10 protein-coding genes and 1 pseudogene are annotated in these 12,471 nt (G+C 34.2%); 6 read left to right on the top strand and 5 right to left on the bottom strand.

The features are described 5' to 3' along the window. Positions 1-141: 141 nt before the first annotated feature. A pseudogene (locus AC1B0Z_RS06865) lies at positions 142-405 on the top strand (SRPBCC domain-containing protein); the annotation flags it as partial. Between the two features lie 40 nt (positions 406-445). Further along, positions 446-2,083, top strand: a complete 1,638-nt coding sequence (locus AC1B0Z_RS06860) for an amidase family protein (protein ID WP_483794879.1) — start codon at positions 446-448, stop codon at positions 2,081-2,083. 125 nt (positions 2,084-2,208) lie between these two features. Here AC1B0Z_RS06860 and AC1B0Z_RS06855 read toward each other — a convergent pair whose 3' ends face one another. After that, positions 2,209-2,637 carry a hypothetical protein gene (locus tag AC1B0Z_RS06855; RefSeq protein ID WP_483794878.1) on the bottom strand — a complete coding sequence of 143 codons (429 nt, stop codon included), beginning with the start codon at positions 2,635-2,637 and terminating at the stop codon, positions 2,209-2,211. Positions 2,638-3,247: 610 nt separating this feature from the next. Continuing rightward, positions 3,248-4,321, bottom strand: a complete 1,074-nt coding sequence (locus AC1B0Z_RS06850) for a serine hydrolase domain-containing protein (protein WP_483794877.1) — start codon at positions 4,319-4,321, stop codon at positions 3,248-3,250. Between the two features lie 208 nt (positions 4,322-4,529). On the opposite strand from AC1B0Z_RS06850, the gene rimO reads away from it, so the two are divergent. Continuing rightward, a complete protein-coding gene (rimO, locus tag AC1B0Z_RS06845) occupies positions 4,530-5,831 on the top strand; it encodes a 30S ribosomal protein S12 methylthiotransferase RimO (RefSeq protein ID WP_483794876.1) in 1,302 nt (433 codons plus the stop codon). Positions 5,832-5,888: 57 nt separating this feature from the next. On the opposite strand, the gene AC1B0Z_RS06840 is transcribed toward rimO, so the two are convergent. From AC1B0Z_RS06840 to AC1B0Z_RS06830, 3 genes are all read right to left on the bottom strand, one after another. After that, the gene (locus tag AC1B0Z_RS06840; protein WP_483794875.1) at positions 5,889-7,169 is read right to left on the bottom strand and encodes a carboxypeptidase-like regulatory domain-containing protein; all 1,281 of its coding nucleotides are present in this window, start codon (positions 7,167-7,169) and stop codon (positions 5,889-5,891) included. 100 nt (positions 7,170-7,269) lie between these two features. Further along, the gene (locus AC1B0Z_RS06835) at positions 7,270-9,123 is read right to left on the bottom strand and encodes a cytochrome-c peroxidase (RefSeq protein ID WP_483794874.1); all 1,854 of its coding nucleotides are present in this window, start codon (positions 9,121-9,123) and stop codon (positions 7,270-7,272) included. Positions 9,124-9,133: 10 nt separating this feature from the next. Beyond that, positions 9,134-10,729 carry a phosphatase gene (locus AC1B0Z_RS06830; protein ID WP_483794873.1) on the bottom strand — a complete coding sequence of 532 codons (1,596 nt, stop codon included), beginning with the start codon at positions 10,727-10,729 and terminating at the stop codon, positions 9,134-9,136. On the opposite strand from AC1B0Z_RS06830, the gene AC1B0Z_RS06825 reads away from it, so the two are divergent. From AC1B0Z_RS06825 to AC1B0Z_RS06815, 3 genes are all read left to right on the top strand, one after another. Further along, positions 10,728-10,988 (top strand): hypothetical protein, encoded by a 261-nt coding sequence (locus tag AC1B0Z_RS06825; RefSeq protein ID WP_483794872.1) that lies wholly within the window; start codon positions 10,728-10,730, stop codon positions 10,986-10,988. The two genes, AC1B0Z_RS06830 and AC1B0Z_RS06825, sit on opposite strands and share 2 nt — an antisense overlap. Positions 10,989-11,199: 211 nt before the next feature. Next, positions 11,200-11,844 (top strand): autotransporter outer membrane beta-barrel domain-containing protein, encoded by a 645-nt coding sequence (locus tag AC1B0Z_RS06820; protein WP_483794871.1) that lies wholly within the window; start codon positions 11,200-11,202, stop codon positions 11,842-11,844. Between the two features lie 79 nt (positions 11,845-11,923). Continuing rightward, a complete protein-coding gene (locus AC1B0Z_RS06815; protein ID WP_483794870.1) occupies positions 11,924-12,460 on the top strand; it encodes a T9SS type A sorting domain-containing protein in 537 nt (178 codons plus the stop codon). Positions 12,461-12,471: the final 11 nt, after the last annotated feature.

The following is a 12,471-nucleotide window of genomic DNA, read 5'->3' as shown; positions in this document are numbered from 1 at the left end:
CTATTAGTTCAAGAAAAGCCGTCAAAAATTTTTAACGCTATTTCTCAACCTAAACATTTGGACAATTGGTGGACCTTAAAAAGTTCTGGAGAACCTAAACTGTGAGCAGAATACAATTTAAACTTTACCGATGATTACGATTGGTACTGCGAGGTTTCAACGGTAAAACTTGACAAATCCATTCATTTTAAAATGACAAAATCTGATGCCGATTGGAATCCAACCACCTTTGGGTTCGATTTAAAGGCTACAGAAAATGGGACTCTTGTTGAATTTAGCCATGTAAATTGGCCAAAACAAAATCATCAATTTAAATATTCTTCTTTTTGTTGGGCTATGCTGCTCAACGGACTAAAAAACTATTTAGAAAAGGATATTGCAGTTCCTTTTGAAGAGCGTAATTAATTTGTGCATTTGTTTTAGTATTTTTATGAAAAATGCAACCATGAGAATTTTATTATCCTTCCTCTTAATTACACTACTATTTAATTGTAAAAACACTAAATCTGATGAAAAAACTGCCAGTAGCGATTCAGATTTAAGTGCAATTTCAACCAAAGATTTCAGAGAATTTAAAGTTTTAGATTCTGAGTATATCGATAATGAAGAGCTTTGGCAACCTTTCAAAAAGGACATGGAGGACTTTACAGAAGATACTTATAATAGTTTAAAGCTTTTAATTTTAGAACAAGATATTCCAACAATTCAAAATCATATTTTAAACCATAAGCTGACCTATCAGCAACTTGTAAAATTCTATTTGTACCGCATCAGAAAATATGATAGGGAGAATGAACTGTCTTTAAATTCGGTAATTTCTTTAAATCGAAATGCAATAAAAGAAGCGCAGGAAGCTGATAAAGCTGAGTTCGATTTTATTAAACCAGGTCTTATTTTTGGTATGCCAATTCTGCTTAAAGACAATATTGATGTTTTTGGTATGCCAACAACTGCTGGAGCGGTAGCATTGCAAAACAATAATGCTGAAGATGCTTTTATTGTAAAGCGTTTAAAACAAAAAGGAGCTATTATTTTGGGAAAAGCCAATTTAAGCGAGTGGGCGTATTTTTTCTGTGGTGATTGTCCAAGTGGTTATAGCGCAATAGGTGGGCAAACCTTAAATCCTTACGGCAGACGTATTTTTGATACTGGTGGTTCCAGTTCGGGAAGCGGCGTTACGGTTGCAGTTAATTTTGCAGCTGCTGCAATCGGTAGCGAAACATCAGGTTCTATTTTGTCACCTTCAAGCCAGAATTCTGTGGTTGGATTGAAGCCTACTATTGGGTTGGTGAGTAGAAGCGGTATAATTCCTATATCTTCAACATTGGATACCGCTGGCCCAATGGCAAAAAACGTAACTGATACAGCTATTTTGTTGGATGCTATTTATGGTTATGATGCAACAGATTCTAAATCAATAAATCCCAAATGGCACAGTACATACTATTCTGATAATTTAAAAATTGACAATTTAGAAGGTAAACGCTTTGGTGCACCTAAGCGTCTTTTAGAAGACTCGCTTTATCTTCAAGCGATTTCAGACTTAAAATCGAAAGGTGCCACAATCATTGAAATTGAAGAGGAAAAATTGGATTTGCCTGATTTCTTAAGGTTGTTGAATTTGGATATGAAAGTAGATTTACCTGCGTATTTAGAGCAATATGCTGATGCTTCGGTTTCCGTAAAATCAGTTCAAGACGTGATTGATTTCAACTTAAAGGATTCTTTAAATATCATGCCCTACGGACAAAAATTGTTTGAGGGTATTGTCGCAGATAATGCTACGGAAGAGGAATTTCAAAAAATAAAAACTACTTTAAAAACAAATGGCAGGCAGTATTTTGATATACCTTTTGAAACCCATAATTTGGATGGTTTTTTGTCGATAAATAATTATCATGCAGGTTTTGCTGCGGTTGCGGAGTATCCTGCTTTGACGGTGCCTATGGGATACGATAGCGATGGCGAACCTGAAGGGTTAACATTTATTGGTAAACCTCTTTCTGAAAAAAGCTTATTGCAATGGGCATATGTTTACGAGCAAACTTCAAAACTAAGAAAAGTACCAAAAAGATATGAGTAAATCTTAAATGCAAATTAGATAGCCATTCTAAAAAGAATGGCTATTTCGATTAACTACTAATACTTTCTAACCAATATAGTCTAGTGCTAGTAAAGGTGTTTTTTGTGATCTTGATATAAGTCAGCTTATAGAGGTATCAATTTATCTAAGCAACCTTGCTCACACCCAAACCTTGAACCTAAAAGGCTATTTAGGCACTTTTGGTCATAAGAACCATCTGGTTGTTTACAGCTTTCAGCATTTTTTTTATAATCTTTTGCGCATTTGACAGCACAATCTAAACCTGGTACTGGAGTTGTGCTATTCCAAAAATTATCAGAGTCAAGAAAAAACCTTGTCAATGGAGATAGAAATGGAGAACTCTGTCCTTTCATGGCCACTATTCTTGTTTTATTCTTTAAATCGGTTAACTTTCCTTCTAAACTATCTACTCTAGATTCTAAAGTTTCAATTTTTTCCAGCAATTCTGCTTGGTTCTTGTTTTCTTGACAGCTGTAACAAATGGCTATGGTAAACATCAGCAAGAAAAATTTAAAAATTCTGTTTGTTTTCATAATAACAAGATTAAAAGTTTAAAAAATTATTTTTGATTGATTTCATTATAATACTGTTGTAAAGTTGTTGTTAGATAAAAAACTTAAAAAAGGTTTATTTGATAAAGAGTTCAAAATCATGTTTTAAAATAACCAAGTTGTCACAATAATATTATTTCAATACATCATACATAGTTGTATGCTGGAACAATATATTTTATGCTAATATTTAAAACTTAGAGGAGTGTGTCTAAGGAAGATACATCGAAATTTAATTATTTATTGGGTTTAATCCTAATTAATTAACAATTAAATGATTGATGCTCACATTTCACCTATTCCACAAACCAAAACTTGCGCAAATAGTTAATCATGTTTTAGTTGTTAAATCATTCCCTTAAAATAGAATTTTATTTAAAATGGCTTTGGCAATGTCTCTGGATAAAAAACAATGCAGATTTTGCAGCCGTCACAAAGTACCTTGCGTTGAATGTTCCTATTGGCTATTTTTCCAAGCGTAACTTAAGTGGTTAGCACTTACAGGCAAGCCACTTTCAAAATAACAACTATTGCAATGGGCATATGTTTACGAGTAAGCATCTAAAAGGCGAGTGTCTCCAAAGAATCATAATTAGTTTATTAAGGCATTAATTTTACCCCAAAGTTCATTATCAAAATCAGAGCGTGCGAAACTCACGCCATCTGCCGAATTACCCATTCTTATAATAACCAATTTTTTGCTTGGTACGATATAAATCTTTTGGTCGTTCTTCCCTAAAGCAGCAAAAGTGTCGGCAGGAGCATTTGGGATTAGTTCACCATTAAATTCTAATTGGGTGGCAGGTAAACGATAATTATCTTTCCCGTTAAGCCACCACAAATACCCATAAGATTTATTAATGTTTTGTGATGTGTTGGTGGCCTCTGCCAAAAATGATTCAGGTACAACTTGGGTGTTATTCCATTTGCCTTTAGCATAAATTAGTAGTCCAAAACGTGCCATACTTCTGGTATTGCTCCAGTACACATTAAAATCTGTGCTTTGTATCCAAGCACCAGTCATACCGATTTTGCTTTTTAGTCTAGAATCAAAATAAGTGTTCCAAGTATCACCGCTAGCGTCAGCTACAACATCTTGTATCTTTTTGTAAACATTGTGGTATGCCCAACGCGTACCAGCATCTGCTTTGTATTGTAAGTTGTCTTTAGATACATTGTCTCCCAGACTATCATCTAAACCAGAATCCATAGATAACAAGTTTTTGCAAGTAATCAGGTTTTCTTTGTTCAACGGAGCGCTCGTCCATCCTTCACCTAAATAATCAGAAACTTTATTATTTAGATTGATTAGGCCTTCTTCTTGTGCAATTCCTGAAATAGCCGTAGTTAATGTTTTTCCCGCACTTGCCCAATACCAAGGTTTTGTGGCATCATGTCCGTTCATGTATTCTTCCAAAACTATTTTTCCATCATATAGAAAGATAAAGCTTTTGGTGTTTTTTTCTTCAAGGAAATCTAAAAGTGGTTGTAATTCGGTTTGATTCCAACCCAAATCATGTATAGTTTTGGTGTCCCAAGTTTCGGAGTTTAATGGTGGAAAATAGGTGCTGTTGTTGGTTTCAGACTCTTGGATAGTTGGTTCTTCGGAAGAACAACCATAAGTAATACAAATAATTAGAATAAGGTAGAAAATGTTCATTTTCATAACTGTAGGTTTTCAATTTAGGACAGTCAAATATATAAAAGGTTTAATTAAAAAAGAATTCCTTGGTATGCATACCAAGGAATCCGTTGAATTGTCATTCCCGCGTAGGCGCGAATCTCTAGCGAAAATATGATGATATCTATTCGAATAAATTAAGATAGAAATCGTAAATCATTACCTATCTTTGCACCTCGTTTTTAAAACAATTATGCGTACAAAATCACTTAAAAAGAATAGAATAAATGTTGTTACCCTAGGGTGTAGTAAGAACGTTTACGATAGCGAGGTGCTAATGGGGCAACTTAAAGCTAGTGGTAAGGATGTTGTGCATGAGGAGGAGGGAAATATAGTAGTAATAAACACTTGTGGATTTATTAATAACGCCAAGGAAGAAAGTGTAAATACCATTTTGGAATTTATGCAAAAGAAGGAAGCCGGAGATGTAGACAAGGTTTTTGTAACAGGTTGCTTAAGTGAACGTTATAAACCAGATTTACAAAAGGAAATCCCGAATGTAGATCAGTATTTCGGTACAACAGAATTGCCGGGGCTATTAAAAGCTTTAGGTGCGGATTATAAGCACGAGTTGATTGGTGAACGCTTAACAACCACACCTAAAAATTATGCGTATTTGAAAATAGCTGAGGGTTGTGATAGACCTTGTTCATTTTGTGCTATCCCTTTAATGCGTGGAAAGCATAAATCTACACCAATTGAAGAGTTAATAGTTGAAGCTGAAAAACTTGCGGCTAATGGTGTAAAAGAATTGATATTAATTGCACAGGATTTAACTTATTACGGACTGGATTTATACAAGAAGCGCAATTTAGCAGAGTTATTGGAAGCATTGGTGAAAGTTGAAGGTGTTGAATGGATTCGTTTACATTATGCGTTTCCAACGGGATTCCCAATGGATGTTTTAGATGTGATGAAGCGCGAACCAAAAATCTGTAATTACTTGGATATTCCATTGCAGCATATTTCAGATGCGATTTTAAAAAGCATGCGTCGTGGTACAACAAAAGAGAAAACAACCAAGTTACTAGAAGAATTTAGAGCAAAAGTTCCTGAAATGACTATAAGAACTACACTAATAGTTGGTTATCCTGGAGAAACGGAAGAAGACTTTCAAACCTTAAAGCAATGGGTAAAAAACATGCGATTTGAGCGTTTAGGCTGTTTTACCTATTCTCATGAAGAAAATACACATGCTTATAATTTGGAGGATGATGTTCCAGAAGAAGTGAAAATTGATAGAGCAAACCAAATTATGGAAATTCAGTCTCAAATTTCTTGGGAGTTGAATCAACAAAAAATAGGACAAGAGTTTAAAGTAGTTATCGATAGAAAAGAGGGTAATTATTTTATCGGTAGAACCGAGTTTGACTCGCCAGATGTTGATAATGAAGTGTTGATTGATGCGACCAGTACCTATTTAAAAACTGGTGAATTTACTGCGGTAAAGATTATCGAAGCTGAAGACTTTGATCTATATGGAGAAGTCATATAATAAAAAACCGATGTAACCCTAAGCTCCATCGGTTTTTCGTCTTAAGAAATCCATATGCTAAGATTCCTGTTTTTTATTTTGTTTATCAAGTTGTTTCTTAATTTTCTTAATGGCATTTTCTATTGGTTTTTCTGGCTCGATAATGTTATAGGCACCCCAAAATTCTGGATCAGAAAAACCAGATGTTTGTTCAGTTAAAATAGTTGAAGGCCTTAACATTTTATCACGTGATTTAGCAATCTTAGTTTCAGGGATTTCCCAATCAGTTATGGCCATTTCACTATTTAAGGTATAAATACTATTAAATAATTTACCTTTCCAATTCACTTTAAATGTTAATCCAATATTACTGTAAGCGTAATGCCACTTACCGTTTTGAGTTCTATATTTCACCTTATATGTGGCTTCAGTGGGATAAACGTCGACTTTTCTAGGCTTTTTTCTAACAAAAATTCGGCTAGAGAGCTCTTTGTTTTCAACATTTAAGCTATATTCCGCGTTCGTCAGCGCTAGTGTGTTAGCATCAATATAAAGCTTGCCATAATACATTGGTAATTTTACACTTGCCTTCTGTTTGAAATTAACAACATACACCAAATTTTTATTGATGTTAGTTGATGTTTCATAATTAAATTTGTACAAATCTATATCTTTTTCGGTAAAAATATATTCTGGATATTTTACCAAATCAGTATAAATATTACTAAAAGGGCCTCCTTGTAACTTTAAAGCCAATGTGTCTAATCTGGAATAATTGGTATTTTTTCTAGATTTTATTAACTCAATATGGTCATTTCTAAGACTACTATATGGTTGTTTATGAATCTTTACAACAGCTTCGGAAAGTGATGCATTACGACGACGCTTCTTTATGGTTTCCCTGTAAAAAGCGGTCATTAATGCATTTTTATTATTGTAAGCTGTACTTTTATTTGCCAAGGTTTTTATGACAAGTGTTCTTGCATCGTACGGAGGAAGTGATGTAATACTTACAGCAGAAAGTTGTGTGACACTGGGTTTAAGATAAATCTTTTCATCAGTACTTAAATCTACAATATTTAAAAGTTTTCTTTCGTAGCCTAAATGCGTAATTACTAGTTTTTCACCTAGATATTCGTAGGGAATTTTTAAAAGGAATTCTCCGTCAGAGTTGGTAACAGTACTTATATTAGTGCCGTCTACAACTATATCTGTAAAAATTAATGCATTTCGGGTATCCTGGTCAAGTATTTTACCGCTAACTTCTTTAATGGGCTGTGTATCTTGTGCTTGTATCATAAAAAACGAGCATAACAGTATATACACTGCACCTAGTCTTATTGAGGTGATCTTTTTCATTATTTAATGTGTTAAGGTTTCTTTAAGTTAAATTACGAAAAAAACGGACTAAAGATTTGCGAATCAATAGGTTTAACACAAAAATTAACTTTTTAACCAGTTAATATTCTGCATCGGTCAAAGTTTTCATAAACGCAATAATTGCCTCAATATCATTTGTGTCTAATTGTAATTCGTCAGAAGGTAAGGTTTGGTAGGGCATTTGTAAACCCATACCCGCACCACCACCAAGATTATAGAAATTTAGTACATCTTCTAAAGTATTGTAAGCACCATTATGCATATAGGGGGCTGTTAGCTCTATATTTCTAACAGTTGATGTTTTGAAAAATCCCCGTCTTTCTTCAATTTCGTAAGGATAAAATAGTCCTGGATCGTCATCTAATATAGGATGCGTGAAGTTAGCAGTTTTAGTAACTCCAAGATTTTCAAATTCACTTTCCGTAAATTTTGGAGGTACGGTGCCATTAAATACTGGTGGAAAGTGGCATGTAGCGCAGGCCGCTTTACCCATAAATAAGTTAAATCCTTTTATTTCTTGGGTTGTTAAAGAGTTTTCTTCTCCTATCATGTTTTGGTCAAATTTAGAATCAAAAGGCGATAAACTTCTAATATAAGTTGCTATAGCGTGCCTTATATTTCGGCTGTTAATTTTGCTCTCGTAAACACTATCAAACTGTATTTTATATTTAGGCGTATTTTTTACTTTTTCTTCTAACGTTTCTAAATCAATGTGAAATTCGTTTTCATTATTGGTAACACCAACAATTTGTCCTTCCAATCCATCGCCCCTTCCGTCATAGAAAAACGTTCTTTGATATGCTGCATAGGACAAAGTAGGTGTGTTTCGTTGCAGTTGTATTCCGTTTTTGCCTATTCCAAGCTTATGACCATCAGTGAATGCTTTTTCTTTAATATGGCAGGTTGCACAGCTCATATCTCCTCTACCAGATAATGATTTATCATTAAATAACTGCTTACCAAGAGCGATGCGTTCACTCGAAATTGGGGGAGCGCCCTGAGGGGAAAAATGATTAAGGTTGAAAAAACCTTTTTGAAATAAATTCTCTGCATACGGATTAAGCGCTACGTTTTCGGCCATATCAATTTTCCAAACTTTGAAGGCCTCTGCTAACAATTTAAGTTGTTTATTAGTGTGGTTTTTGATAAACGCATAACGATCAAAATCCTCAAAATTAGACTTAAGTAGTAGTTTTTTTGATGCTTTAAATTCTTCTAGTATTTTATGATAAATTTCGGTGTTCCCAAAAGCGGGTTCCATTATTTTGAGAATGTTCCATAATGATTGGTACACATGGGCGGATTCCTGGGTTGAATTTAATTGCATAGGCGAATCGAAACCGGTTATACCTTTGGTGGCTACCGTTACAATTTCATCCCGAATCATTTTAAAATAGTGCTTGTTTTTTTGTTTGTAAATAATATGGTTATGAGCCATAAAGGGTACGCGAGATCTAAGAAAAATGAGTTGAAGTTCTAGTTCTTCTTTGTTTAAACCTTCTTCGTTATATAGCAATTCTTCTACAACTTGTAAGCTCTTTGGTTTTATTTTTTTAACCTCGGTATAATCCTCGGCATGCACAATAAGTAGGTTAGGGCCGTTAATGGTGAGGTAATTGTTGTTATCAAAAGCAATCATAAATGGTTCGGCGTATTTGTACCACTTTCTTACCTCTTTAAAAATTGTTTTGTTTTCACTAACACTTTTAGAAGGGTCTAATAATTTTAAATAAGTTTCCAGACTATCTAAATTTTGAAGGTAATAACTGCGTAAGTCTTCTGTGAATTCAGAATTGTTTTGGGAATTACTAACTAGGGGTACTTCCGTATTGTTTTCTTTTTTACAAGAAATAACACTTAAAATTGTTATAAGTAGAAAGAGGAATCTAGAACAGATTCCCCTTTTTAGATGATATAAGTTAATGCACATCATATATAACTTTCTATCTTGGTAAACCGGTAATTTTGAATAAAAATGAACCTTCAAAATCAGATAACCCTTCGGCAATTGCTGTAGGATCGAAAAAGGCTTTTCCATCAGCTCTAACTGCCGTGTCAATTTTATCAACTTCCCAACCATGAACCTGAACACCACAAATGTAAGTTGGTTCTGTAGCTCCTATTACATCGGTAACATCTATCATACCTGTTATTTCCCATTTACCGCCACCGCCATATTCTGGGTTGTTGTCCTCATCACACTCTAAAACGGTAGTTAATGTTCCGGTTGCAATTTCGTATTTGTATAATTTAGCCCAACCTTGAATTGCAGTATTTTGGTTAAAATACCCATTAGGGTCTTCTTGTATATAAACATAGTTTTCGGTTACTAAAATATTATCAGGGCTATGGAAACCGTCAGCAACACCACCCACTTTATCGCCATCTAATACACAGGTTATTTTACAATCTCCTGTAGGGCTGTCGTCATTTAATTCTACCATGTATATTCTTCCAAAAGTAGTACCTCTTTTAGCCAAATCAGGATTGTCGCTTCTGTAGCGACCTGTAACGCAGAAAAAGAAAGTTCTTTCGTTATCGGCAGACCCTTTTCTCCAATCGATATCTTCAATTCTTTGAAAGCCTATAACTCCAGCATCTATAGCTTCTTGGTTTAGTTCGTCTTTGGTTCTCTCTGTCATCTCTACCCATTCGGCATCATAAGTTTGTCCTTCGGCCATACCCATTTCAAATAACTGACCACCCATACCAGGTTCAGTTTCAACGGGATTTTTTCCTTTTAAAACAAACAAGTCTCCACCAAATAAATCGCCTCTAGCACCTACGTACATCCCTAAATGACCTTCTGGATAAGAGTTGTTGCTATCATCATCGCCTATTATTGCAACAGTACGATTAGCATAAGCATTTTTACCGAGAACAACAGCGTTTTCAGTAGCCCACTCACCCATGGCCGCAGATCTTGTAGCGAAAGAAGTTAAACCAGCATCTTTCATAGGATCTACAACATAAACACCTTGTGCACCAGCACCTTGTCCTACCCATTCTCCACCTGATAGGTACATTGGGCCAAAACCATGTTCTTCTTTAGAAATGCCAGAACCAGAACACATAGCTGTAAAGGCTGTAGCAGTAGAGTTTACAATATAATCTCCTTCCAATGGTTGTAAATTTTGGTTCATTCTAATTCTAGCAATAGAGTAATCTCTTTCTAGATTTACAATAAAAGAGTAAGTATCATCTCCATTATCAAACAGCGCGCAACCATCCGTATAAGACCCATAGACAAAAGTAGAATCAGAAGGTAAGATGTCTTGTGAGGTTAATAGCATTTCTACATTTACAGAAGCATCTTTAACGTCAAATACTTTATTGGCATCTACAACAGAACTGGTTAATGGATCAAAAGATGGAGGCGTAAAATCTTGACCATCTGCCCCGTCAGCACCATCCTCTCCATCGGTTCCATCAACACCGTCAATACCATCCTTTCCATCCTCTATATCACAACTGATAACGGATAATGGAATAATCGCTAATAATACAACTAGCGATAAAAAGCTAAATAATTTTTTCATGATTTTTTTGATTGTTTTAGTTATTATTTTCAACCAAAATTACCTTGTCAATCAAAAAAACCTGTTAAGTGATTACTGTGCTTTTATTAAATTAGGGTTACATGAAAGTTACCAAGATTACCAAACTATTACCACCGTTATTTCAATGTTAAAAATTGTTACTGAATCTTTAAATCTTGATTTTCTTGGTATTCCATTTCATGACTTTTCGATAAATGGGATGGACAAAAGGTGGACAAAAGGCAATTTATTTTTTTAATCCTGTCTATATATATACCTTGGAGTAACTTAACTTAATAAATTATGTTAACCGTTGGTATTAGTGCGTTCTTAGAGATTTTATTGCTTTTTCATTTTGTGGCTTTGTCTAGATTGAAAGTATTTAAGACAGGACATCTAGAACTTCACTTGCTTTCAAAAACGTAAGGGTAGTTTTTAATCAATTACAATTACTTTTTAAAAATTTAAATATGAATAAGTCACTACTATTTTTAATTCTTATAAGTTTTGGATCGCATTGCAACGGTCAGCAATTATATATGGATTTAGGACAAACCATCTCTTCATTTGATTATGAGAATTCTCGAGGACAACGATTAAACAATTTATTGTCTCAATCAAAATCATATTTAGAAATGGGGTATCGCCATACTCTTAATAAAGCAAACACTATATTTCTACGCGGAGGATTCACATACAATAATTATGGGGCAATAGGCAGTGAAAATAGCGTAGATAACTATTTTGAGTGGGACATAAGTTATTTGGGAATTAAGGGAGGAACAGATATAAAATTATTCCAATATAATGATTTTAGATTTTTTGCAAACGGTACAGTGGCTTATGAGTTTTTGGTAAGAGGTAACCAAACTATTAATAATGATGTGTTCAATTTAGTGGGAGAACCAGAATTTAACAACAATATCTTGTTTCTTAGGGCTGGTATAAGTATGCAGTATCCCATTTCTAACGGTACAGCAATAGTTGCAAGCTATAATTATGGAAGCTCAATATTGATAAATAGTGGCATTAGTGCTGAAAAATTAAAGTTGAATGCACACCAATTTGGCATAGGATTCATAATTAATCTACCAACGTGCTATTGCGATTTTTAGGGTGGACAAACCATGGACACGCTAGTATATAAAGGTTAATTACTCTAGTTTAGAGTATCATAAAGTAACATTTGTTAAAATGATAAAAGAAAATTTGATAAAAAATGTTGTGTTTTTGCTTCTTATGATTTGTGCGGTTCCTGCGATGCAGGGGCAATCTAAAACAAAAGGCAAAGAGTATAAAATCATGCGCTCTAATATTGGTGTAGGTGGCTCTAGCAAAACTTTTCAAACCTCTAAAGGAACATATACGGTAAGCCAGAGTATAGGGCAATCTAGTGTTATTGGTACATCTGGGAATAACGACTATTATTTGCGCCAAGGGTTTCAGCAACCGCACATACGCATAAAGGTTACTAAAAGTGCTTTTAGTAGTTTGCAAGCGATAGTGTATCCAAATCCTTTTGATTATAATATTCAAATTTCGTTAAACGAAAATATATCTGAAGATATTAATATTGATGTATACGATATCTCTGGAAAACTAGTCTATTCTAAGCGTTTTTCACCCTCAAAAAAAATACGAATAAATCTCGAAAACTTGTCTTCTGGATCATATACATTGAAAGCTATTTCAAACGGAAAGTTATTCAATTCAAAACTTATAAAAATATAGTACCAATTTAA

It is taken from the genome of Hyunsoonleella sp. J2K-J805, assembly GCF_057167125.1.
Note: the sequence above shows the minus strand (reverse complement) of the source record. Positions and strands in the feature narration are given on the sequence as shown.

What these genes read in the sequence shown, in the direction of transcription:
- AC1B0Z_RS06820 (WP_483794871.1), top strand. Translation starts at nt 11,200, where the DNA reads ATGAATAAGTCACTACTATTTTTAATTCTTATAAGTTTTGGATCGCAT.
- AC1B0Z_RS06840 (WP_483794875.1), bottom strand. Translation starts at nt 7,169, where the DNA reads ATGAAAAAGATCACCTCAATAAGACTAGGTGCAGTGTATATACTGTTA.
- AC1B0Z_RS06860 (WP_483794879.1), top strand. Translation starts at nt 446, where the DNA reads ATGAGAATTTTATTATCCTTCCTCTTAATTACACTACTATTTAATTGT.
- AC1B0Z_RS06825 (WP_483794872.1), top strand. Translation starts at nt 10,728, where the DNA reads ATGATTTTTTTGATTGTTTTAGTTATTATTTTCAACCAAAATTACCTT.
- AC1B0Z_RS06850 (WP_483794877.1), bottom strand. Translation starts at nt 4,321, where the DNA reads ATGAAAATGAACATTTTCTACCTTATTCTAATTATTTGTATTACTTAT.
- AC1B0Z_RS06835 (WP_483794874.1), bottom strand. Translation starts at nt 9,123, where the DNA reads ATGATGTGCATTAACTTATATCATCTAAAAAGGGGAATCTGTTCTAGA.
- rimO (WP_483794876.1), top strand. Translation starts at nt 4,530, where the DNA reads ATGCGTACAAAATCACTTAAAAAGAATAGAATAAATGTTGTTACCCTA.
- AC1B0Z_RS06830 (WP_483794873.1), bottom strand. Translation starts at nt 10,729, where the DNA reads ATGAAAAAATTATTTAGCTTTTTATCGCTAGTTGTATTATTAGCGATT.
- AC1B0Z_RS06815 (WP_483794870.1), top strand. Translation starts at nt 11,924, where the DNA reads ATGATAAAAGAAAATTTGATAAAAAATGTTGTGTTTTTGCTTCTTATG.
- AC1B0Z_RS06855 (WP_483794878.1), bottom strand. Translation starts at nt 2,637, where the DNA reads ATGAAAACAAACAGAATTTTTAAATTTTTCTTGCTGATGTTTACCATA.